The organism is Streptomyces rhizoryzae (genome assembly GCF_023155275.1).
GTDB lineage: Bacteria > Actinomycetota > Actinomycetes > Streptomycetales > Streptomycetaceae > Streptomyces > Streptomyces rhizoryzae.
Map to the genome: position 1 here is coordinate 14,494 of NZ_JALMUV010000036.1, position 20,170 is coordinate 34,663.

Sequence of the window (20,170 nt, forward strand, 5' to 3'; positions counted from 1 at the left end):
GCACCACCACCGCACACCACGGAAAGGCCCCACCCCTCATGACGCAGATGGAAACCGCGCTGGCCGAGGCGATGTCGACGATCGAGGGCGCGATAGGTGTCGCGCTGGTCGATTACACCAGCGGGATGGCCCTGGCCACCCTGGGCGACCCGCAGACCTTCGACCTCAATGTGGCGGCGGCCGGGAACACCGATGTGGTGCGCGCCAAGCTGCGCACCATGGAGATGCTGGAATTGCAGGGCACGATCGAGGACATGCTGATCACCCTGACCTCGCAGTACCACCTCATCCGGCCGGTGACGGGCAAGAACGGCAGCGGCCTGTTCCTGTATCTGGTGCTGGACCGCAAGCGCGCCAACCTCGCGCTGGCGCGGCACCGCCTTGCCCGTCTGGAGACCGATCTGGAGGTGTGAGCCACCCGGTGCGCCGGGCGCTCCCGGGGTGCCGGTCAGCCGGCCGCGGCCTCGTCGAGCAGCCGGCGCAGCGCCAGGCCGTCGGGGGCGACCGCGGTGGCCAGCGCCATGGGCCCGCCGAGCGGGGCCAGGACGCCCTGGCCGCGGTCCGCGTCCCCGCCGGCCGCCGCGCCCAGCAGCCGCACCTCGGCCGGCTTGTCGTCGAACTCCGGCCCGGCCACGAGGTACTGGCCGATGGCCCGGTGGCCGCCGAGGACGGCCGCGCTGTCCCAGCCGGGCGCGCCGGGGCCGTAGGCGGTCTCCTGGTCGAGCAGCGTCCGCCCGTGCTGACGGATCGTCAGACGGCTGCGCAGCGCACCGGTCCGCTCGCCGCTGCGGCCCAGGATCTGCTCCTCGCGGAAGACCAGGCGGGCGGTGGGGGCGAGGTCGATGGTGGTGGTCATGCGCAGGTCGCTGCCCTCGGCGGAGATCAGCGGCTCCGGCAGCCAGGCGAGCCGGGCGCCCTCGCCGACGGTGAGGTGCACGTCGTAGGTGGCCGGGTCGCCGGTGCGGCCGGGCAGCGCGACGGTGGCCGCGGCGGCGGTGACGCGCAGCGAGGTGCCGGCCTCGGCGGTGGCCTCGATGCGCAGCCGGTCGCCGCCGAGCGGCGCGTGCATGGCGCCGATCAGGCAGACCCGGGCCTGGTCGGCGTGCGACTGGATGTGCCGGAGCGCGAACGGGCCGCCGCCGTCCAGGACGGGCAGCCGGGTGGTGCCGCCGGCGTCGGCCCGGGCGGTGATGCGGGCGGTGGCCCGCAGGCCGCCCGCCGGGAGGGCGGGGGCCTGCGGGGTGTCGGTGCGGGGCAGGGTGCGGGTCATGCCTGGGCCGCGGTCCAGTCGGCGAGCTGTGCCTTGACCCACTCGGCGACCGGCGCGACGCCGCCGGGCTGCTTGAGGGCGGTGAAGGCGACCGGCAGGTCGCCGCGCTGGGCCTTGGCGTCCCGGGCCATGCCCTCCAGGTCGACGCCGACGTAGGGCGCGAGGTCGGTCTTGTTGATGACGAGCAGGTCGGCGGTGGTGACGCCGGGACCGCCCTTGCGCGGGATGTCGTCGCCGCCGGCGGTGTCGATGACGAAGATCTGGGCGTCCACCAGGCCCTTGGAGAAGGTGGCGGTGAGGTTGTCACCGCCGGACTCGACCAGGACCAGGTCGAGCGGGCCGACGGTGTCCTCCAGGTCCTCGACGGCTTCGAGGTTGGCGGAGATGTCGTCGCGGATGGCGGTGTGCGGGCAGGCGCCGGTCTCCACCGCGACGATCCGCTCGGTCGGCAGGACCGCCTCGCGGCGCAGGAACTCGGCGTCCTCGCGGGTGTAGATGTCGTTGGTGACGACGGCGATGGACAGCTCGTCGCGCAGCTGGCGGCAGAGTGCGGCGACGGTGGCGGTCTTGCCGGTGCCGACCGGGCCGCCCAGGCCGATGCGCAGCGCGCGCCGGGTGCCGTCCGGGCGGACCGGGCCGGCCGCGCTGTAGGTGTGGCGCTCGGGGAAGCCGTCCTGGTGGTCGAGGTGCATGGTGCCTCCGTGGGTCGTACGGCCGCGGGGTGCGCGGCGTGGTCGTGCGGGTGGGAAGGTCAGGACGCGAAGAGCCGGACCGGCCAGGCGGCGTGTGCTTCGGCGGCGATGTCGAGCAGCGGCGCGGAGGCGGCGGGCAGGGCGTCGAGTCCCTCGGTGGCGGCGCGGTCCGCGGCTTCGGCACCCTGCGCGGCGACCTGTTCGAGGTCGCCGGTGAGGCGGGCGAGGACGGCGGTGGCGTCGAAGGGGTCCAGGCTCAGCAGGCGGACCACGGCGGTGGCCGGGCCGCTGATGTTCTCGTACGCGACGGCGTACGCGGCGTCCAGCGGCGTCAGGCCGGCGGACCGGGCCGCCAGACCGAGGACGACGGGCTGGTGGGCGCCACGCGGGCGGGCCGCGGCCAGCGCGTCGAGCTCGGGCCCGGGCCAGGTGGCGCGGGCGGCCCGCATCATCTGCCGGCCGAGCCGGCGGGCGACCTGGCGCAGCGCCGGGACCGGCGTGCGGGCGTCCGCGGCGTCGTCCAGGAGGAGCGGGTCCAGGCCGGCCGCGGCCGCGGCGGCCAGGCCGGCCGCGACCAGGCCCGCGGTGTGCAGCCGCCCCCGGCAGAAGGTCTCCAGGGTGGCGGCGTCCTTGATGTGTCCCGCGGTGACGGCCGGTTCGGCGCCGCCCGAGTGGGCGTGCCCTCCGGCGGGGAACCGGCCGTCGGCGAGGACGAGCAGCGCAGCGCGGCTCATCGATGGTGCTCCGGATCTTTCGGTGGCGGCGCCTCAGAAGAGGAAGTACCGCTGGGCCATGGGCAGTTCGGTGGCGGGGTCGGGTTCGACCACCTCGCCGTCGATGGTCACCGTGAAGGTGTCGGGGTCGACGTGGACGCGCGGCAGGGCGTCGTTGTTGCGCATGTCGGCCTTCGTGACCCCGCGGGTGGAGCGGATCGCCTCGAAGGACTTGCCCAGCGGGAGGCGCTCGGGGAGGTTGTCCTCGATGGCCTGCTGTGAGACGAAGTTCAGCGAGTTGCTGCCCGGGGCCTTGCCGATGGCGCCGAACATCGGGCGCGGCAGGACCGGCTGCGGGGTGGGGATGGACGCGTTGGCGTCGCCCATCTGCGCGTAGGCGATCTGGCCGCCCTTGATGACCAGCTGCGGCTTGACGCCGAAGAACGCCGGGTCCCACAGCACGAGGTCGGCGAGCTTGCCGCTCTCCACGGAGCCGACGACGTGGTCGATGCCCTGGGCGAGGGCCGCGTTGATGGTGTACTTCGCGACGTAGCGGCGGGCGCGGTGGTTGTCCGCGCGGCCGTCGCCGGGCAGGGCGCCGCGGCGGCGCTTCATGACGTGGGCGGTCTGCCACGTGCGCATCACGACCTCGCCGATCCGGCCCATGGCCTGGGCGTCGGAGGACATGATCGAGATGGCGCCGAGGTCGTGCAGGATGTCCTCGGCGGCGATGGTGGAGGGCCGGATCCGGGACTCGGCGAAGGCCAGGTCCTCGGGGACCGCGGGGTTGAGGTGGTGGCAGACCATCAGCATGTCGAGGTGCTCCTCGACGGTGTTGACGGTGTGCGGCCGGGTGGGGTTGGTGGACGCGGGGAGCACGTTCGGCTCCGACACCATCGCGATCATGTCGGGGGCGTGGCCGCCGCCGGCGCCCTCGACGTGGAACGCGTGGATGGAGCGGCCGGCGATGGCGGCGATGGTGTCGCCGAGGAAGCCGGCCTCGTTGAGGGTGTCGGTGTGGATCGCGAGCTGGGCGCCGCTCTCCTCGCAGACCGACAGGCAGGCGTCGATGACGGCGGGGGTGGCGCCCCAGTCCTCGTGGATCTTGAAGCCGAGGACACCGGCCCGCAGCTGGTCGCGCATCGAGGGCAGGGACATGGTGTTGCCCTTGCCCAGCAGACCGACGTTGACCGGCAGGTTGTCCATCGCCTCGAAGAGCCGGGCGACGTGCCAGGCACCGGGGGTGATGGTGGTGGCCTTGCTGCCCTCGGCCGGGCCGGTGCCGCCGCCGATCATGGTGGTGATGCCCGCGGCCAGCGCCTCGTCCGCCTGCTGGGGGCAGATGAAGTGGACGTGGGTGTCGATGCCGCCGGCGGTGAGGATCTTGCCGTTGCCCGCGATGACCTCGGTCTCCGGGCCGATCACCAGGTCGGGGTGGACGCCGTCCATGGTGTCGGGGTTGCCGGCCTTGCCCAGGGCGGTGATCCGGCCGTCGCGGATGCCGACGTCGGCCTTGACGATGCCCCAGTGGTCGATGACCACGGCGCCGGTGATCACGGTGTCCGGGGCGCCCTCGGCGCGGGTCACCCGCGACTGACCCATCGACTCGCGGATCACCTTGCCGCCGCCGAAGACGGCCTCGTCACCGGCCCGGCCGGGGCCGCCGGAGAGGTCCTCGGTGATCTCGACGACCAGGTCGGTGTCGGCGAGCCGGATCCGGTCGCCGGCCGTGGGGCCGAAGAGGTCGGCGTACTGCTGGCGGGTCAGTTCAGCCATCGAGGGGACCTCCGGTCTGTCCGCGCAGGCCCACGACGATCCGCTTGCCCGCGATGGGGACCAGCTCGACCTCGGTGGGGATGCCGGGCTCGAAGCGCACGGCGGTGCCGGCCGCGACGTTCAGCCGCTTGCCGTGCGCGGCGGCGCGGTCGAAGTCGAGGCCGGCGTTGGCCTCGGCGAAGTGGTAGTGGGAGCCGACCTGGACGGGGCGGTCGGCGGAGTTGAGGACGGTCATGCGCGTGAGGGGGTGGCCGTCGTTGAGGCGCACCGGCTCGTCGGCGTAGAGGATCTGTCCCGGGATCATTGTCTGCTCTCCCGTGGTCAGTTGATGGGTTCGTGAACGGTGACGAGCTTGGTGCCGTCGGGGAAGGTGGCTTCCACCTGGACGTCGTGGATCATCTCCGGGACGCCTTCCATGACGTCGTCGCGGGTGAGCACCTTGCGCCCGGAGGACATGAGCTCGGCGACGGTACGGCCGTCCCGGGCCCCTTCAAGGATGTGCACCGTCAGCAGCGCGATGGCTTCGGGGTGGTTGAGCTTCAGCCCCCGGGACCGCCGCTTTTCGGCCACGTCTGCCGCCACATGAATCAACAACCGTTCCTGCTCATGCGGGGTCAGTTGCATACGTTCCACCTCACAGGTTTTCACCCGGGCGCATTTGCCCAGGTCACAGGCATGGACACACCTGTGTCGTTAGATGTACCACACAATGTTTAAAGGGGAAGCAAACCGGATTCCAGCACTTGACCATCAACTGCCCCATGCGGGCAGGCTAGTTAGGCGGGATTTCGACGCCGTTACGCGCGCGGGCGATTTCCCCAGCCCTTGCCGCGCCCGGCGTAACACACCGGAAATCACCAGCTGTTACCGGTCGGCGACCGGAATCGAGCCCTTCGCTTTCCCCTTCCACGGCCCAGGGTTGTACGGATGCGTGGTGGCGAATTCCACACCCTCAACCCCCTTCCGGAATACGGAAAAACGACCGAGAGTCTCGCAATCAATCGGAATTTTCGCCATAAACCAGACGGCATTCCGCTGCGCGAACGCGGGTGTCCGGTATCCGCTCTTGACGCTTTTCGAACTCCCTCGCAATCCTCATGCTCGCGTCAACAATGTCCCGCTCCGGGGCACCCCCCACAACAGCATCGGAGCCCTTCGTGACCCGCTCTTCGCGTATCCGCCGCGCGGCCCTCGCCGCCGGCGCCTGCACCGCCGTCGCCGCCCTGCTGGGCGGGGCCGCGGCCGCCGGGGCCGCCACGCCCAGCCCCCAGGCCGCCCCCGACATCCCGGTGGCCGCCGTCAAGGCCCACCTGGACAAGCTCCAGTCCATAGCCGACGCCAACGGCGGCAACCGCGCCCACGGGCAGCCCGGCTACCGGGCGTCGCTGGACTACCTCAAGGGCACGCTGGACGCCGCCGGCTTCACCACCAGCGTGCAGGAGTTCACCAGCGGCGGCGCCAAGGGCTACAACCTCATCGCCGACTGGCCCGGCGGCGCCGAGGACGCCACCGTCCTGACCGGTTCGCACCTGGACTCGGTCGACGCCGGCCCGGGCATCAACGACAACGGCTCCGGCTCGGCGGGCATCCTGGAGGTCGCGCTCGCCGTCTCCCGGGAGCACCTCAAGCCCGCCAAGCACCTGCGGTTCGCCTGGTGGGGCGACGAGGAGGACGGCATGGTCGGCTCCCGGCACTACGTCGACGCCCTCGGCGCCGACAGCGCGAAGATCTCCGCGTACCTGAACTTCGACATGATCGGCTCGCCGAACCCGGGCTACTTCGTCTACGACGACGACGCCAAGCTGGAGAAGGTCTTCAAGGACTGGTTCGCCGCGAAGAACATCGCCACCGAGCCGGAGACCGAGGGCGACGGCCGCTCCGACCACGCGCCCTTCAAGGACGCCGGCGTCCCGGTCGGCGGGCTCTTCTCCGGGGCGGACTACATCAAGACCGCCGCCCAGGCCAAGGCGTGGGGCGGCACCGCGGGCAAGGCGTTCGACGCCTGCTACCACCGCTCCTGCGACACCTCCCGCAACATCGACGACACCGCGCTGCACAACCACACCGACGCCATCGCCAACGCCGTCTGGCAGCTCAGCTCCTGACGCCGCGCCGGACGGGGGCGGCCGCCGCACCGCGCGGCCGGCACCCCCGTCCGCGCCGCACCCCGCAGGTCAGCTCTCCCGACCCGGTCGCCGGTCCCCGGCGGCCGGGTCGCGGTGTTCCGCGGCGATGCCGAAGCGCCGGCGTTCGCCCGGAGCGGACGCCAGGGGCCGCACCGAGGAGACCGTGCTGATCACCCCGTCCTGCTCGGCGGCCTCCTCCTGGCGCCCCAGCTCTTCGAGCCGTTGCAGGTCAGCGGCGGACACCAGCGCCACGAGGGGCTTTCCGTGGCGGGTGACCACCACCCGTTCGCCGCCGTAGACGACGCGGTTGATCAGATCCGCGAGCTCGGCCCGGGCTTGCGTCACCGGAATTTCGTAGGCCATGCTCCCATTCTAACGGGATGTACATCCTGTACATTTTTTACAGAGGAAGGGAGCAGCCCATGCTGCCGCCGACGGCGCGCCACGTCCTGCCGGAGTTCACCGAGCGCACCGGCTACGGGGTCCGGACCACGGACCCGTACTCCAAGCTGCTGAGCGAGCGGATCGTGTTCCTGGGGACACCGATCGACGACGCCTCCGCCAACGACGTGATGGCGCAGCTCCTCCACCTCGAACACGCCGCGCCGGACCGGGACATCTCGCTCTACCTCAACTCCCCCGGCGGCTCGGTCACCGCGATGAGCGCGATCTACGACACGATGCGCTACATCTCCTGCGACGTGGAGACGGTCTGCCTGGGCCAGGCGGCGTCGGCGGCCGCGGTCCTGCTGGCCGCGGGCACCCCGGGGAAGCGGCTGGCGCTGCCGCACGCGCGGGTGATGATCCATCAGCCCGCGCTGCCCGAACCGGTCCGCGGCCAGGTCGAGGACCTGCGCATCCAGGCGGAGGAGATGCTGCGCACCCGCGACACCCTGGTGGACCTGCTGGCCCGGCACACCGGGCAGCCCCGGGAGCGGATCGCCGAGGACACCGTCCGCGACACCTTCTTCGACGCGCCGGGCGCCCGGGCGTACGGCCTGATCGACGGACTCACCCGCGGCCGCAAGCGGACCGCCGCCGCGGTCACCGGGCGGTGAGGGGCATGTGGCCGCCGCAGCTCCCGCCGCTGCCCGCCCTGACCCGCGCCGAGGGGCAGCTGATCGACGCCTATCTGGCGGCCCTGGACCAGCTCGGCCGGATCAACCCGGCCCGCGGCACCAGCACCTACGGCTCGCTGCGCGCCGCCCAGGCCCTGGTCGGCGCCGCCGCCGAGCTGCGGGACGCGCTCGCCCTGATGCACCGGCGCGGGGAGAGCGAACTGCACCCCGCGACGCTGGGCCGGGCGCTGCGCGTGCTGGACGGCGAACGCCGGGCCCAGCGGGTGGCGGTGCCGCCGCAGGAGGGCGCCTGACGGACGGACCGGGTGCGCACGGGCGCCGTACGGGGGCCCGGACCGGGGCGCGCCACGCGGGCGCGCCCCGGTCCGGGCCGGGACACGTGACGCTCCGGGGTGCCCGGACGGCGTAGCGCAGGCGGCTGCGGTAAGGGGGCGAGGAATTGCGCGGGTCACCGGAGATTCCGGTGGCCCCGCGGTTTCGGCGCTGGTCCCGGCCGCGCCGCCGCGCCGGTCAACGGGTCGATCGGGACGAAACCGCTCATTCGGCGCAAAGGTGACCAATGTCACAGACGGCATTTTCAGCTCGGAAATCGGGTGGGTGGTGCGTGACGATCCCTGGGACGACAAGCCCCCGCCACAGCGACGGGGCGGTCCGGACGGGCAGCTGAACCCGCCGTCGTCCGGATCACCGGCTGACGAAGGGTTGCGCATGACCATGCGCGTGCAGATGCCGCATCTGCTGGCGCGTGCCGGCACCGTCTCCGCCCTCACCCTGGTCACCCTGGGAGGGCCCGTACCGGCCCACGGGGCCGCTCCCGAGGTCGAATTGGCCTCGGTCTCCGTCAAGGCCCTGCGGATCGCCGCCTCCAAGCAGGGCGCCCCCTACCGGTACGGGGCGCAGGGACCCAACAGCTTCGACTGCTCGGGCCTGACGCTGTACTCCTTCCGGCGCGCCGGACGGGCCCTGCCGCGCACCGCGGCGCAGCAGTACCGGCACACCGAGCACGTCTCGCGGTCCGCCCGCAGGGGCGGCGACCTGGTCTTCTTCCACTCCGGCCGGGGCGTGTACCACGTCGGGATCTACGCCGGCGACGACCGGATCTGGCACGCGCCCAAGGCCGGCGCGGTGGTCCGCCTGGAGCGGATCTGGAGCCGCGCGGTCTGGTACGGGCGGGTGCGCTGACCGGCGGCGCCGCGCACCATGCCCACGTGTCAGTGCCGTTCGGTAACTTGGCGGTATGGCCGGGGAACTGAGCAAGCTGCTGGCGGCCGCGGCGCGGGGCAGCTTCCCACCCGCCGACGGCGCGGTGACGGTGCTGCCCGCGCCGACACCACGCGATGCCGGGGTGCTGTCCTTCACCGCGCACGCCGTGGTGTTCGCCGATGTGCCGCCCGCGTGGGTGCGCGAGCGGATACCGCCCGGCGATCTGGCGGCGCCGCTCAACCCGCCGTTCCTCGGCGCGCTCAGCGCCCGTACCGGCCGGGAGATCGGCTGCGTCGACCTGCTGGCGGTCGCCGGGGCGCTCCCCGGTCCGCCCCCGCTCGCCCTGACCGGGACAACCGCCGCCGGGCACCCGCGCAGCACCCGGGCCCTGCGCCACCGCGACGCGGTGCGCGCCTGGACCACCGGCGACGGCGGCACGGTGGCGGTCGGCCGCGGGGTGGCCGGCCGCTGGGAGCTGGCCCTGGAGGTGGACGAGCCCGCCCGGGGCCGCGGTCTGGGCCGGGCCCTGGCCCGGGCCGCGCGGCATCTGATACCGGCCGGAGAAGTGCTCTGGGCCCAGGTCGCGCCGGGCAACGCGCGCAGCGTCCGGGCACTGCTGGCGGCCGGCTTCCGCCCGGTGGGCGCGGAGGCCCTGCTGACCCCGCCCGGTTAGGGCCGTGCCGGGGAGCGGCGCGCCGGTGGCCGGGCGGTGCCGGGTGTCACGGCGCGGCCGGCGGCCAGCGCAGGGTCACCCAGACCGTCTTGCCGCCGGCGGCGGTGGGCTCGACCGAGAGCCGGCCGCCGTGTTCCGCGGCCAGCGCGCGGAGGATGACCAGGCCCCGGCCGTTGTCCTGCTGGACCGCGGCGGGCAGCCGGCGCGGCGGGCGGGGATGGCTGTCGGTCACGCCCAGGCGCAGCCGTTCGGCCCGGTCGAGGCGGAGTTCGACGGTGAAGGCCGGGGAGCGGCCGCGGGTGTGCTGGACGGCGTTGGAGGCCAGTTCGGAGACCATCAGCAGCAGATCGCCGGCCGCCGCCGACCCCGGTGGCAGGCCCCAGCCGGTGAGGACGTCGCGGACGTGCCCCCGGGCGGCGGCGACCGAGGCGGGGAGGCTCGGCAGGGTGCGGGTGGATTCCTGGTGGTCTGCCATGACGACGCCGTCCCTTTCCCCACCGGGCGCGGCGCCGGGCGGCCGGGCGGCCGGCCGGGACGCCGGCCGCCTCGGTTGTGTGCTGTGCGCCAGACTGCCACCCGTGCTGCCGGTGCGGCGGGCGGGCGCCCCACCCCTACGGACTTCTTGCGCGGTGCGCTCGTCCGATCCGGTGAAGTGGGCCGCGTAAGGCGGCGATCGGGGGAGGAAGGGGCGGTGCGGGCGGGGCCGGCGGGGTCAGGCCGCCGGCGCGGTGGCCACCACGGTGCGGACCGCCGCGGCGATCTGAGCGTCCGTCAGGTCCGCGCGGGCGGTCAGCCGCAGCCGGGAGATCCCGTCCGGCACGGACGGCGGCCGGAAGCAGCCGACCGCCAGGCCGGCCGCCCGGCAGTCCGCGGCCCAGCGCACCGCCGCCTCCGGCGAGGGCGCGCGCACGGAGACCACCGCCGCGTCCGGGCGGGCCGCGGTCAGGCCCGCGGCGGTGAGCCGGGCGTGCAGGTCCCGCGCCACCCGCCGGACGCGGGCCGCGCGGGAGGGCTCCCGGCCCAGCAGCCGCAGCGCGGCGAGCGCGCCGCCGGCCGCCGCCGGCGCCAGCCCGGTGTCGAAGATGAACGACCGCGCGGTGTTGACCAGGTGCTCGATGACCCGGGCCGGGCCGAGCACCGCCCCGCCCTGTGCGCCGAGGGACTTGGAGAGCGTCACGGTCGCCACCACGTCGGCGTCCCCGGCCAGTCCGGCGGCCCGGACCGCGCCGCGGCCGCCGTCGCCCAGGACGCCCAGGCCGTGCGCGTCGTCGACCAGCAGCGCCGCGTCCCGGCTGCGGCAGGCGTCGGCGAGGGCGGCCAGCGGCGCGGCGTCGCCGTCGACGGAGAAGACCGCGTCGGTGACGGCCAGTGCCCGGCCGCGGTGGCCGGCCAGCGCGGTGCGCACGGCCGCCGGATCGGCGTGCGGGACGACCTCGGTACGGGCCCGGGAGAGCCGGCAGCCGTCGATGAGCGAGGCGTGGTTGCCGGCGTCGGAGACGACCAGGGTGCCGGGGGCGGTGAGCGCGGTGACGGCGGCGAGGTTGGCGGTGTAGCCGGACGAGAGCACCAGCGCCGCCTCGAAGCCGCAGAACGCGGCCAGGTCGGCCTCCAGCCGGGCGTGGAGTTCGGTGCTGCCGGTGACCAGCCGGGAGCCGGTGGCGCCGGCGCCCCAGCGGTGCGCGGCCGCCGCCGCGCCGCGGGTGACCTCGGGGTGCCGGGCCAGGCCCAGGTAGTCGTTGCCGGCCAGGTCCAGCAGCGGGGAGTCGGCGGGGCGGGGCCGCAGGGTGCGGACCAAGCCGGCCCGCCGGCGTTCGGCACGGGCGGTGTCCAGCCAGTCGAACGCCGCGCCGGAGGCCGGCCGGAGGGCCGCGACGGCCCGCCCGGCGGGGGGTGCGGGCGGGGTGTCGCGCGGCAGCGGCGGGGCGGAGTCCTGCGGCATCGGCGTCCTTCGTCGTCTCGGCACCGGGAACGGTCCCGTACCGCGCGGGGTACGGTTCCCGTCAGCGGTTCCGGGCAACGGGCCCGTGGGGGCTCGATTGTGGGCTGTCGATAGACGTTAGCGGTCGTTCCACCGGTGGACGGTGTGGTGATACACACACCCCGATCGCCGGGCGTTGTGGGAATCCTCCTTGGCCGTACGCCGTGGCGTACGCCAGGATCATCGCCATGGACCTGCTGAACACACTGGTGGACAAGGGACTGCGGCGCGAGGTGCCGACCCGCGAGGAGGCGCTCGCCGTCCTGGCGACGTCCGACGACGAACTGCTCGATGTGGTGGCCGCGGCCGGGAAGGTGCGCCGCGCGTGGTTCGGGCGGCGGGTCAAGCTCAACTACCTCGTCAACCTCAAGTCGGGCCTGTGCCCGGAGGACTGCTCGTACTGCTCGCAGCGGCTGGGCTCGAAGGCGGAGATCCTCAAGTACACCTGGCTGAAGCCCGATGACGCCTCCAAGGCGGCCGCGGCCGGGGTGGCCGGCGGCGCCAAGCGGGTCTGCCTGGTCGCCAGCGGCCGGGGCCCGACGGACAAGGACGTGGACCGGGTCTCGGAGACCATCTCCGCCATCAAGGAGCAGAACGAGGGCGTCGAGGTGTGCGCCTGCCTGGGGCTGCTGAGCGAGGGCCAGGCGGAGCGGCTGCGCGCGGCGGGCGCCGACGCCTACAACCACAACCTCAACACCTCGGAAGCCACGTACGGCGACATCTGCACCACGCACGACTTCGCGGACCGGGTCGACACCGTCCAACAGGCCCAGGCGGCCGGGATGTCCGCCTGCTCGGGGCTGATCGCCGGGATGGGCGAGACCGACGCCGACCTGGTCGACGTGGTCTTCGCCCTGCGCGAGCTGGACCCGGACTCGGTGCCGGTCAACTTCCTGATCCCGTTCGAGGGCACCCCGCTGGCCGAGGAGTGGAACCTCACCCCGCAGCGGTGCCTGCGCATCCTGGCCATGGTGCGGTTCGTCTGCCCGGACATCGAGGTCCGGCTGGCGGGCGGCCGCGAGGTGCACCTGCGCAGCCTCCAGCCGCTCGCCCTGCACCTGGTCAACTCCATCTTCCTGGGCGACTACCTGACCAGTGAGGGCCAGGCCGGCAAGGACGACCTGGCGATGATCGCGGACGCCGGGTTCGAGGTGGAGGAGGCCGGGACGGCCACCCTCCCGGCCCACCGCCGGGACGCCGCCGGCCCGGCGGAGGCCTGCGGCGCGGAGCCGGCGGACGGGGCGCCGGCCGCCGTGCCCGCCCCCGCCGAGGAGGCCCGGCGCAACCTCGTCGCAGTGCGCCGCCGCGGCGCCGGGACCGACCTGCCGCCCAATGCCTGAGCCGCTCACACCGGCCGACGTGCTGGCTCTGGACCGGGAGCACGTCTGGCACCCGTACGGGCCGATGCCCGGCCGGACCGAGCCGCTGCTGGTCGAGTCGGCCGCCGGTGTCCGGCTGCGGCTGGGCCGGCCGGCCGAGGGCCGCACCGAGCTGGTCGACGGCATGGCGTCGTGGTGGTCGGCGGTGCACGGCTACAACCACCCGGTGCTCAACGACGCGGCCCGCGGCCAGTTGGAGCGGATGAGCCACGTGATGTTCGGCGGGCTCACCCACGAGCCCGCGGTGCGGCTCGCCAAGCGGCTGGTGGACATCACGCCGGAGCCGCTGCGCCACGTCTTCCTCGCCGACTCCGGTTCGGTGTCGGTCGAGGTGGCCGTCAAGATGTGCCTCCAGTACTGGCGTTCGCTGGGCAAGCCGCGCAAGCAGCGGCTGCTGACCTGGCGCGGCGGCTACCACGGCGACACCTGGCAGCCGATGGCGGTGTGCGATCCGGACGGCGGGATGCACCACTTCTGGCAGGGCGTGCTGCCCCGGCAGGTCTTCGCGGACGCGCCGCCGGCCGGTTTCGACGCCCCGCCGGACGCCGGGTACGCGGCCCACCTGCGGGAGCTGATCGCCCGTCACGCCGACGAGCTGGCGGCGGTGATCGTGGAACCGGTGGTGCAGGGCGCGGGCGGGATGTCCTTCCACTCCCCCGGCTACCTGCGGGTGCTGCGGGAGGCGTGCGACGCGCACGGCGTCCTGCTGGTCTTCGACGAGATCGCCACCGGCTTCGGCCGGACCGGTGCCCTCTTCGCGGCCGGGCACGCCGCGGTCGCCCCCGATGTGATGTGCCTGGGCAAGGCGCTGACCGGCGGGTACCTCACCCTCGCGGCGACGCTGTGCACCGCGGAGGTGGCCGGCGGGATCGCCCGCGGCGAGCTGCCGGTACTGGCGCACGGTCCCACGTTCATGGGCAATCCGCTCGCCGCCGCGGTCGCCGACGCCTCCGTGGAGCTGCTGCTGTCCCAGGACTGGACGCGGGAGGTCAAACGGATCGAGACCGGCCTGCGGGACGGGCTGGCGGCGGCGCGGGACGTCCCCGGGGTGCGCGACGTCCGGGTGCTGGGCGCGATCGGCGTGGTGCAGCTCGACCACCCGGTGGACATGGCGGCGGCGACCCGGGCCGCGGTCCGGGAAGGCGTCTGGCTGCGGCCGTTCCGGGACCTGATCTACACCATGCCGCCGTACATCACCGGCGACGAGGACGTGGCGCGGATCGGCGCGGCGGTGTGCGCGGCCGCCCGCGCGGGCTGACCCCGCCGTGGCGGGGGCGCCGGCCGTCCCCGCCACGGCTCCCTCCCCTCCCCTTTTCCTCTTCCCCACCACCCCCTGAGAGTTCGGAGGCACACCCATGTCGGTGCTGTTCGTGACGGGTACGGGTACCGAGATCGGCAAGACCGTGACCACCGCCGCGATCGCCGCGGCGGAGCTCCGCCGGGGCCGCTCGGTGGCGGTCCTCAAGGCCGCCCAGACCGGCGTCGGACCGGACGAGCCGGGGGACGCGGCGGAGACCGCGCGCCTGGCCGGCCCGGTCACGGTCAGCGAACTCGCCCGCTTCCCCGAGCCGTTGGCGCCCGCCACGGCCGCCCGCCGGTCCGGACTGCCGCCGGTGGGTCCGCAGGAGATCGCCGAGGCCGCGGCGAAGCTGGCCGCCTCGCACGACCTGGTACTGGTCGAGGGCGCGGGCGGCCTGCTGGTCCGGTTCGACGCGGCCGGCCACACCCTGGCCGACGCCGCGCGGATGGCCGGCGCCCCGGTCCTGGTGGTCGTCGAGGCCGGGCTCGGCACCCTCAACACCACCGCGCTGACCGCGCTGGCGCTGCGCACCCACGGGCTGCACTGCCCCGGCGTCGTGATCGGCAGCTGGCCGGCCGAGCCGGGGCTCGCCGCCCGCTGCAACCTCGCCGATCTGCCGGAGTCGGCGGGCGTCCCGCTGCTCGGCCTGATCCCGGAGGGCTCCGGGACGCTGCCGCCGGACGCCTTCCGCGCCGCGGCGCCCGGCTGGCTGGCCCCGCAGCTGGGCGGCACCGGCCCGGCACTCCCGGAGGACGCCGGCACCGCGTAACTCCCGTGCGTACGGGGCCCGTTGTGCCGGACACTGGCGGAATGGCCGATCACCCGACCGCGGACGCGGACCTCGCCGCGTGGTATGACGTGCTGAACCCCTGGGGTCCCGACAACGACTTCTACCTGGCGCTGGTCCTGGCCGCGGACGCCGTCCTCGACGTCGGCTGCGGCACCGGCACCCTGCTGCACCGGGCCCGGGAGGCGGGCCACACCGGCCGCATCGCCGGGCTCGACCCGTCCCCGGCGATGCTCGGCCGGGCCCGGAGCCGCGCGGACCTGGGCATCGAGTGGTTCCTGGCCGGCGCTGCGTCGGCCAGGGCCCCGGACGTCACCGGCACCGGCCCGGACTCCGGTTTCGACCTGGTGGTGATGACCGGGCACGCCTTCCAGTGCCTGACCGGTGCCGCCGAGCCGGACACCGCGCTGGCCGCGGTCCGGGCGGCGCTGCGGGCCGGCGGCCGCTTCGCGTTCGAGACCCGCAATCCGCTGGTGCGGCCGTGGGAGCGGTGGACGCCGGACCGGGCGGTGACGGTGACCCGCCCGGACGGCCGCCGGGCGCGGGTGACGCACCGGGTCGAACTGCCGGTCAGGGGTGAGCTGGTGCGGTTCACCGAGACGTTCGACGGGCCGGGGTGGGACGCACCGGTGGTCAGCCACGCCACGCTGCGGTTCCTGGACGCGGCGGCGCTCGCCGCGCGGCTCGCGGCGGCCGGGCTGGCGGTCGAGGCGCGCTACGGGGACTGGGACCGGCGCCCGTTCACCCCGGACTCCCCGGAGATCATCACGGTCGCGCGGCGGCTCCCCTGAGCCGGCGGCCCCGGGTCAGTGCGTCCAGGTGCGCAGTTCGTCGGCGATGGCGCGGACGTCCGCGGTGCCGTCCTTGACCCGGCGGGCCAGCTCGCGGACCTGTTCGGGGGAGGTGGTGACCTTCAGGCCGCTGGCGACGAGGAAGCCGTAGGCGACCGCGCTGGCGAACATGGCGTTGGAGCGCTCCAGGGCCGGGACGTGCAGCAGGAGTTGGAGCAGTGCGGCGGCGCGGTCCTGGGGTTCGGGGTAGACGGGGACGCCGAATATCTCGGCTTCGTGGCGGCCGACCGCGGCCATCAGGGCGCCCCAGTCGGTGACCTGCGGGTCCCCGGGGGTGTGCCGTTCGGCGATCAGGAGGAGCCAGGCCAGATCGATGCGCAGTGTCACGTTGTGCCCGGATGTCCTTCCCCGTGGCGCGCGGGCCGTTCGCCGGCGGCGGGCTGCCGGTCCGGGCCCGGGTCGGGGCCGAACTCCTCGGCGAAGACCCGCTCGTACTGCTTCATGAAGTCCGCGGCGGCCTCGACGAAGGTCTGGCCGACCTCGCCGGCGTCCTTGAGGACGAGCTCCTCGATGTAGCGGTTCACGCTGACGCCCCGCTGGAGGGCGCGCTCCCGCGCCGCTTCGGCGGTGGCCTCGTCCACCCGGACGTTCAACTGGGTTTTCGCCACGCCTCCACGCTAGCGCGGATCCGCTAGCACCGGCAAGGGGCGTCCTCCGGGCCCGGCGGGCGCGGGACCGGCCGGCTCCGGGCCGGGCTCCCCCGGCCCGTCCCGCAGCTCCCGCAGCACCGCCAGGAAGGCCCGTTCGGCGCGGGACGGCGGCCGGTCCCGGTGGCGGACGAGGCTGACCGGGCGGGGCGGCGGGGCCGGCGTGACGGGCAGCGCGGCCAGGGTGCCGGCGCGCAGCTCGGCGGCCACCGCGTGCTCCGGGAGCAGGGCCAGGCCCATCCCCGCCGCCACGCACCGCTTGACGGTCTCGGGCCCCCAGATGTCGGCGCGCGGGGCACCGGCCAGGCCCCAGTCGGCCAGGGTCCGCTCCTGGTGGGCGCGGGCCGGCGAACCCGGTTCGCGGAGCAGGAAGCGGGCGCCGGCGGCGGCCAGGTCGTCCGGGGTGGCGGTGTCCCGGCCGGCCAGCGGATGGCCGGGGCCGGCGATCAGCAGCCAGTGCTCGTCGAGCACCGGCTCCACGGCCAGCCGGTCGCCGGGCGGGCTGCCGGCCACCACCGCCAGCCCGAGGCCGCCGGTGCGCAGCCGCTCGGTGACGGCGTCGGCGTCGGCGACGAAGACCTCGCAGCCGACGTCCGGGTGGCGCCGCTGGTAGCGGGCCAGGAGGCCGGGCAGCAGATAGGTGCCCACCGTCGTGGAACCGCCCACCAGGAGGCGCCCGGTGACCGGTTCGGCGGCCTGCCGGACGGCGGCCACCGCGTCCTCCGCGAGCCGCAGGATCCGCGCGCCGTACGCGGCGAGCACCTCCCCCTCGGCGGTCGGCCGGGCGCGGGTGCCGGAGCGGTCGATGAGGGTGACCCGCAGCGCCTGCTCCAGCCGGCGCACCTGGTTGGAGACCGCGGGCTGGCTCAGGTAGAGCCGCTGGGCCGCGGCGGAGAAGCCCTGGTGCTCGACCACCTGCATGAAGATCCACAGTTGGTGGAGGTTGAGTTCCACGGCCCTCCCTCGGTCCTCGGCGCACGGTTGCGCGGGGCGCCGTGGGGGAAGCGCCAAGATCGACTACGCAGCCGACCCTAGCGGGGGAAGTCCGCCGGGGACAGGGCTGCCGGACGTGGCGGACCGCACTGCCCGGCCCCGGGTCATCGGGGCGAGAGGCACCGGCCCGCCCGCCGCGCCGCCGCCGGGCGGCCGGGCCGGTGCCGCACGATGAGGGGCGGCCGGGCCGCCGGTCCGCCCGGCCGCCCCGTCCCGTCAGGAGCCAGCGCCGTGTCCGTGCCCGCCCCCGTTCCGCATCTGCGGCGCACGCTGCGCCGGTTCGACATCATGGCGATGGGCGTCGCCGCGGTGGTCTCCCTGGACGTGATCGGGGAGATCGCGGCGGGCGGCGGGCAGGCCGTCACCTGGACCGCGGCGCTGGCGGTGGCGTTCCTGCTGCCCTACGCCCTGCTGTTCGCCGAGACCGGCGCCGCCTTCCCTCAGGAGGGCGGCCCGTACGTGTGGGTGGACGTGGCCTTCGGGCGGCTGCCGGCCGCGCTGACCACGATGTTCTACTGGGTCACCAACCCGGTCTGGCTGGGCGGTTCGCTGGTGTACCTCGCCGCGGCGGCGTGGAACGGCTTCGTCTTCCCGCTGGCCCCGGGCACCCCCGCCGACTACGTCTTCAAACTGGTCTTCATCTGGGCCGCGATCCTGACCGCGGTGGTCTCGCTGCGCCGCGGCAAGTGGATCACCACGGCGGGCGCCGCGGCGAAGGTGCTGGCGCTGGCCTTCTTCACCGCGACGGCGGTGGCGTACGGCGTACGGCACGGCTTCCGGGGGCTGGCGGAGGCGGACTTCACGCCCACCGGGGCCGGGTTCCTGGCGCTGGTGCCGGTGCTGCTCTTCGCCTTCGTCGGGTTCGAGGCGCCCAACGCGGCGGGCGACGAGATGCGCGACCCGCAGCACGACGTCCCGGTGGCGATCGGCATGTCCGGTGCCATCGCCACCGGCTGCTACCTGCTGCCGGTGGCGGCGATCCTGTCGGCCGCCCCGCCCGGCCGGGTCACCGGGGTCGGCGGGTTCATGGATGCCGCCGCGCTGGTCTTCGAGATCTACGGGAGCTGGCGGGGACCGCTGCTGACCTGCGCGGCGGTGGTGTTCGCGCTGGCGCTGCTGACGCAGGGCAGCGCCTGGATGATCGTCGCGGACCGGATGCAGGCGATGGCCGCGGCCGACGGCGGGTTCTTCACCCGGGCGCTCGGCGCGTTCCACCCGCGGCTGGGCACCCCGGTCCGGATGAACCTGCTCTCCGGTGTCACCGCCACCGCCTTCATGCTCGCCGCCATGCACCTGGCGCGCGGTGACGCCTCGGCCGTCTTCGGGGTGGTGCTGTCGGTGGCGATCACCACCCTGCTGCTCTCCTACCTGGCGGTGATCCCGGCGCTGCTGGCGCTCCGGCTGCGCCACCGGGAGGTGCCCCGGCCCTACGAGGTCCCCTTCGGCACCCCGGGGTTCACGGGGGCGGCGGTGCTGGTGTACGCCTGGATCCTGCTCGGCTCATGGGTGGTGCTGTTCCCCGGCACCCTGGAGGAGGCCGCCGGGATGCCGTACCGCTTCCGGGCGGTGTGGGGCGTTACCCGGCTCACCTTCGAGACGTTCACCCTGGGCACCGTCGGCCTGCTGCTGGCGGTCGGCGCCGCCGGGTACGTGACCCAGCGCATGCGCGCACAGCCCGGCGACGATCAGCACCAGGCCGGCCCAGCCCGATAGCGCGGGCGCGGCGACCCCGGCCAGCAGCGCCTCCCCGAGCAGGGTGAACGGCACCTCGGCCGCCTGGGTCGCCTCGACCGCCCCCAGCGCGGCGGGCTGGTGGCGCACCAGGTCGGTGGCGCGGAAGAAGAGGGTGGTGGCCACCACCCCGGACACCAGCGCGACCACCGCCGACCGCGCCAGCTGGCCACCGGACGGCGGGCCCTGGGTGGCCGCGGCGATACCGGCCAGCAGCAGCCACAGCGGCAGCGAGCCGAGGGTCATCGCGAGCGTCCGCTGCACGCCGTCCAGCCCGTCCAGGCCGAGCAGCCGGCGGTTGCCGAGCGGATAGGCGACCGCGGCGACCAGCACCGGCAGCACCACCCGCAGCGCGGCGCCCGGGCCGGTGCCGCCGGCGTCCCGGAGCTGGGTGAGGAGCACGCCCAGCACGATCAGCGCGGAGACCCCGAGGGTGCGCAGCGGGACCCGGTCGCCGCCGAGCGCGCCGAGGACGATGCCGGCGACGATGACCAGTTGCCAGGTGGCGGCCACCAGCCATCCGGCGCCGGCCGTCCCGGCCCAGGTCAGCGGCGCGTAGAAGAGGCCGAAGCCGATCGTGGACCACAGCAGCCAGCCGCCGGGCCGGGCGCGGAGGCTGCGCAGCACGGCGGGCAGCCCGCCGCGCACCGCCACCAGTGCCAGCAGCGGCCCGGCCATGAAGAGGTAGCGCAGGCTCGCGCTCCACAGCCAGGAGCCGCCGGCCACGCTCATCATGCGGTTGAGGACGAAGGTGGTGGCGAAGCAGGCGGCGGCGAGGACGCCGAGCGCCATGGGGACCGCGGTGCCCCGTCGTATCCCGCGCACGGCTTTCGGCACGGCTCTCCCTCCGGACGGCCCGGCGCGCCGCCGACCCGGCAGGCCGGGGGCGCGCGGGCTCCATACTGACATCTAAAATGTTAGTGCCCGCTCCCCGGGCCCCGGCCGCCGGGTCCGGCCGCTTAGGATCGGGGC

Annotated in this window: 23 protein-coding genes and 1 pseudogene; 11 read left to right on the forward strand and 13 right to left on the reverse strand. The window is 74.7% G+C overall.

Going from position 1 to position 20,170, the window contains the following annotated elements; all coding sequences use genetic code 11:
- The first annotated feature begins 38 nt into the window (after positions 1–38).
- The gene (locus MUU72_RS25090; RefSeq protein WP_066975160.1) at positions 39–413 is read left to right on the forward strand and encodes a roadblock/LC7 domain-containing protein; all 375 of its coding nucleotides are present in this window, start codon (positions 39–41) and stop codon (positions 411–413) included.
- 35 nt (positions 414–448) lie between these two features.
- Here MUU72_RS25090 and MUU72_RS25095 read toward each other — a convergent pair whose 3' ends face one another.
- From MUU72_RS25095 to MUU72_RS25120, 6 genes are read right to left on the reverse strand one after another with little or no spacing between them, the layout of a single operon-like run.
- The gene (locus MUU72_RS25095; RefSeq protein ID WP_248015660.1) at positions 449–1,270 is read right to left on the reverse strand and encodes an urease accessory protein UreD; all 822 of its coding nucleotides are present in this window, start codon (positions 1,268–1,270) and stop codon (positions 449–451) included.
- Positions 1,267–1,962, reverse strand: coding sequence for an urease accessory protein UreG (gene ureG / locus MUU72_RS25100; protein ID WP_248015661.1), 696 nt, complete (start codon positions 1,960–1,962; stop codon positions 1,267–1,269). Before ureG ends, MUU72_RS25095 begins: the two co-directional genes overlap by 4 nt.
- Before the next feature lie 59 nt (positions 1,963–2,021).
- Entirely contained in the window at positions 2,022–2,696 is a 675-nt protein-coding gene (locus MUU72_RS25105) for an urease accessory protein UreF (RefSeq protein ID WP_248015662.1), read from the reverse strand.
- 33 nt (positions 2,697–2,729) lie between these two features.
- On the reverse strand, positions 2,730–4,451 hold the full coding sequence (locus MUU72_RS25110; RefSeq protein WP_248015663.1) for an urease subunit alpha: 1,722 nt from the start codon (positions 4,449–4,451) through the stop codon (positions 2,730–2,732).
- Complete coding sequence (locus MUU72_RS25115) at positions 4,444–4,755, reverse strand: urease subunit beta (RefSeq protein WP_248015664.1); 312 nt, start codon at positions 4,753–4,755, stop codon at positions 4,444–4,446. The genes MUU72_RS25110 and MUU72_RS25115 overlap by 8 nt, the downstream gene beginning before the upstream one ends.
- Positions 4,756–4,772: 17 nt before the next feature.
- On the reverse strand, positions 4,773–5,075 hold the full coding sequence (locus MUU72_RS25120; protein WP_248015665.1) for an urease subunit gamma: 303 nt from the start codon (positions 5,073–5,075) through the stop codon (positions 4,773–4,775).
- 533 nt (positions 5,076–5,608) lie between these two features.
- On the opposite strand from MUU72_RS25120, the gene MUU72_RS25125 reads away from it, so the two are divergent.
- The gene (locus MUU72_RS25125) at positions 5,609–6,556 is read left to right on the forward strand and encodes a M28 family metallopeptidase (RefSeq protein WP_248015666.1); all 948 of its coding nucleotides are present in this window, start codon (positions 5,609–5,611) and stop codon (positions 6,554–6,556) included.
- Between the two features lie 69 nt (positions 6,557–6,625).
- Here the strand turns inward: MUU72_RS25125 and MUU72_RS25130 are convergent, their stop codons facing one another.
- The gene (locus MUU72_RS25130; RefSeq protein ID WP_248015667.1) at positions 6,626–6,940 is read right to left on the reverse strand and encodes a type II toxin-antitoxin system Phd/YefM family antitoxin; all 315 of its coding nucleotides are present in this window, start codon (positions 6,938–6,940) and stop codon (positions 6,626–6,628) included.
- Positions 6,941–6,999: 59 nt separating this feature from the next.
- On the opposite strand from MUU72_RS25130, the gene MUU72_RS25135 reads away from it, so the two are divergent.
- The 4 genes from MUU72_RS25135 to MUU72_RS25150 all read left to right on the forward strand — a co-directional run bounded on the left by MUU72_RS25135 (position 7,000) and on the right by MUU72_RS25150 (position 9,532).
- Complete coding sequence (locus MUU72_RS25135) at positions 7,000–7,635, forward strand: ATP-dependent Clp protease proteolytic subunit (protein WP_248015668.1); 636 nt, start codon at positions 7,000–7,002, stop codon at positions 7,633–7,635.
- A gap of 5 nt (positions 7,636–7,640) precedes the next feature.
- Positions 7,641–7,949 carry a hypothetical protein gene (locus tag MUU72_RS25140; RefSeq protein ID WP_248015669.1) on the forward strand — a complete coding sequence of 103 codons (309 nt, stop codon included), beginning with the start codon at positions 7,641–7,643 and terminating at the stop codon, positions 7,947–7,949.
- A gap of 415 nt (positions 7,950–8,364) precedes the next feature.
- Positions 8,365–8,838, forward strand: a complete 474-nt coding sequence (locus tag MUU72_RS25145) for a C40 family peptidase (protein WP_248015670.1) — start codon at positions 8,365–8,367, stop codon at positions 8,836–8,838.
- 55 nt (positions 8,839–8,893) lie between these two features.
- The gene (locus tag MUU72_RS25150; RefSeq protein WP_248015671.1) at positions 8,894–9,532 is read left to right on the forward strand and encodes a GNAT family N-acetyltransferase; all 639 of its coding nucleotides are present in this window, start codon (positions 8,894–8,896) and stop codon (positions 9,530–9,532) included.
- Positions 9,533–9,578: 46 nt separating this feature from the next.
- On the opposite strand, the gene MUU72_RS25155 is transcribed toward MUU72_RS25150, so the two are convergent.
- Both MUU72_RS25155 and MUU72_RS25160 read right to left on the reverse strand, forming a co-directional pair.
- A complete protein-coding gene (locus MUU72_RS25155) occupies positions 9,579–10,007 on the reverse strand; it encodes an ATP-binding protein (RefSeq protein ID WP_248015672.1) in 429 nt (142 codons plus the stop codon).
- A 237-nt stretch (positions 10,008–10,244) separates the two neighbouring features.
- Positions 10,245–11,471, reverse strand: coding sequence for an 8-amino-7-oxononanoate synthase (locus tag MUU72_RS25160; protein ID WP_248015673.1), 1,227 nt, complete (start codon positions 11,469–11,471; stop codon positions 10,245–10,247).
- A gap of 227 nt (positions 11,472–11,698) precedes the next feature.
- On the opposite strand from MUU72_RS25160, the gene bioB reads away from it, so the two are divergent.
- The 4 genes from bioB to MUU72_RS25180 all read left to right on the forward strand — a co-directional run bounded on the left by bioB (position 11,699) and on the right by MUU72_RS25180 (position 15,767).
- A complete protein-coding gene (bioB, locus tag MUU72_RS25165; RefSeq protein ID WP_248015674.1) occupies positions 11,699–12,850 on the forward strand; it encodes a biotin synthase BioB in 1,152 nt (383 codons plus the stop codon).
- A complete protein-coding gene (locus MUU72_RS25170; RefSeq protein WP_248015675.1) occupies positions 12,843–14,147 on the forward strand; it encodes an adenosylmethionine--8-amino-7-oxononanoate transaminase in 1,305 nt (434 codons plus the stop codon). The genes bioB and MUU72_RS25170 overlap by 8 nt, the downstream gene beginning before the upstream one ends.
- A 97-nt stretch (positions 14,148–14,244) precedes the next feature.
- Entirely contained in the window at positions 14,245–14,958 is a 714-nt protein-coding gene (gene bioD, locus MUU72_RS25175; RefSeq protein ID WP_248015676.1) for a dethiobiotin synthase, read from the forward strand.
- Between the two features lie 41 nt (positions 14,959–14,999).
- Positions 15,000–15,767 (forward strand): class I SAM-dependent methyltransferase, encoded by a 768-nt coding sequence (locus MUU72_RS25180; protein WP_248015677.1) that lies wholly within the window; start codon positions 15,000–15,002, stop codon positions 15,765–15,767.
- 15 nt (positions 15,768–15,782) lie between these two features.
- On the opposite strand, the gene MUU72_RS25185 is transcribed toward MUU72_RS25180, so the two are convergent.
- From MUU72_RS25185 to MUU72_RS25195, 3 genes are read right to left on the reverse strand one after another with little or no spacing between them, the layout of a single operon-like run.
- Positions 15,783–16,154: a fic family toxin-antitoxin system, toxin component gene (locus tag MUU72_RS25185; RefSeq protein ID WP_248015678.1), complete on the reverse strand. Its 372-nt coding sequence runs from the start codon at positions 16,152–16,154 to the stop codon at positions 15,783–15,785.
- Complete coding sequence (locus tag MUU72_RS25190) at positions 16,151–16,435, reverse strand: hypothetical protein (RefSeq protein WP_248015679.1); 285 nt, start codon at positions 16,433–16,435, stop codon at positions 16,151–16,153. Before MUU72_RS25190 ends, MUU72_RS25185 begins: the two co-directional genes overlap by 4 nt.
- Before the next feature lie 9 nt (positions 16,436–16,444).
- Positions 16,445–17,428: a LysR family transcriptional regulator gene (locus MUU72_RS25195; protein ID WP_248015680.1), complete on the reverse strand. Its 984-nt coding sequence runs from the start codon at positions 17,426–17,428 to the stop codon at positions 16,445–16,447.
- A gap of 270 nt (positions 17,429–17,698) precedes the next feature.
- On the opposite strand from MUU72_RS25195, the gene MUU72_RS25200 reads away from it, so the two are divergent.
- Entirely contained in the window at positions 17,699–19,180 is a 1,482-nt protein-coding gene (locus tag MUU72_RS25200) for an APC family permease (RefSeq protein WP_248015681.1), read from the forward strand.
- Between the two features lie 3 nt (positions 19,181–19,183).
- On the opposite strand, the pseudogene MUU72_RS25205 reads toward MUU72_RS25200, so the two are convergent.
- Positions 19,184–20,107: pseudogene (locus tag MUU72_RS25205) on the reverse strand (multidrug resistance efflux transporter family protein); the annotation flags it as partial.
- Positions 20,108–20,170 lie beyond the last annotated feature (63 nt).

What these genes read in the sequence shown, in the direction of transcription:
- MUU72_RS25145 (WP_248015670.1), top strand. Translation starts at nt 8,365, where the DNA reads ATGACCATGCGCGTGCAGATGCCGCATCTGCTGGCGCGTGCCGGCACC.
- MUU72_RS25180 (WP_248015677.1), top strand. Translation starts at nt 15,000, where the DNA reads ATGGCCGATCACCCGACCGCGGACGCGGACCTCGCCGCGTGGTATGAC.
- bioD (WP_248015676.1), top strand. Translation starts at nt 14,245, where the DNA reads ATGTCGGTGCTGTTCGTGACGGGTACGGGTACCGAGATCGGCAAGACC.
- MUU72_RS25090 (WP_066975160.1), top strand. Translation starts at nt 39, where the DNA reads ATGACGCAGATGGAAACCGCGCTGGCCGAGGCGATGTCGACGATCGAG.
- MUU72_RS25130 (WP_248015667.1), bottom strand. Translation starts at nt 6,940, where the DNA reads ATGGCCTACGAAATTCCGGTGACGCAAGCCCGGGCCGAGCTCGCGGAT.
- MUU72_RS25105 (WP_248015662.1), bottom strand. Translation starts at nt 2,696, where the DNA reads ATGAGCCGCGCTGCGCTGCTCGTCCTCGCCGACGGCCGGTTCCCCGCC.
- MUU72_RS25135 (WP_248015668.1), top strand. Translation starts at nt 7,000, where the DNA reads ATGCTGCCGCCGACGGCGCGCCACGTCCTGCCGGAGTTCACCGAGCGC.
- MUU72_RS25115 (WP_248015664.1), bottom strand. Translation starts at nt 4,755, where the DNA reads ATGATCCCGGGACAGATCCTCTACGCCGACGAGCCGGTGCGCCTCAAC.
- MUU72_RS25160 (WP_248015673.1), bottom strand. Translation starts at nt 11,471, where the DNA reads ATGCCGCAGGACTCCGCCCCGCCGCTGCCGCGCGACACCCCGCCCGCA.
- MUU72_RS25140 (WP_248015669.1), top strand. Translation starts at nt 7,641, where the DNA reads ATGTGGCCGCCGCAGCTCCCGCCGCTGCCCGCCCTGACCCGCGCCGAG.
- MUU72_RS25120 (WP_248015665.1), bottom strand. Translation starts at nt 5,075, where the DNA reads ATGCAACTGACCCCGCATGAGCAGGAACGGTTGTTGATTCATGTGGCG.
- ureG (WP_248015661.1), bottom strand. Translation starts at nt 1,962, where the DNA reads ATGCACCTCGACCACCAGGACGGCTTCCCCGAGCGCCACACCTACAGC.
- MUU72_RS25095 (WP_248015660.1), bottom strand. Translation starts at nt 1,270, where the DNA reads ATGACCCGCACCCTGCCCCGCACCGACACCCCGCAGGCCCCCGCCCTC.
- MUU72_RS25170 (WP_248015675.1), top strand. Translation starts at nt 12,843, where the DNA reads ATGCCTGAGCCGCTCACACCGGCCGACGTGCTGGCTCTGGACCGGGAG.
- bioB (WP_248015674.1), top strand. Translation starts at nt 11,699, where the DNA reads ATGGACCTGCTGAACACACTGGTGGACAAGGGACTGCGGCGCGAGGTG.
- MUU72_RS25150 (WP_248015671.1), top strand. Translation starts at nt 8,894, where the DNA reads ATGGCCGGGGAACTGAGCAAGCTGCTGGCGGCCGCGGCGCGGGGCAGC.
- MUU72_RS25110 (WP_248015663.1), bottom strand. Translation starts at nt 4,451, where the DNA reads ATGGCTGAACTGACCCGCCAGCAGTACGCCGACCTCTTCGGCCCCACG.
- MUU72_RS25155 (WP_248015672.1), bottom strand. Translation starts at nt 10,007, where the DNA reads ATGGCAGACCACCAGGAATCCACCCGCACCCTGCCGAGCCTCCCCGCC.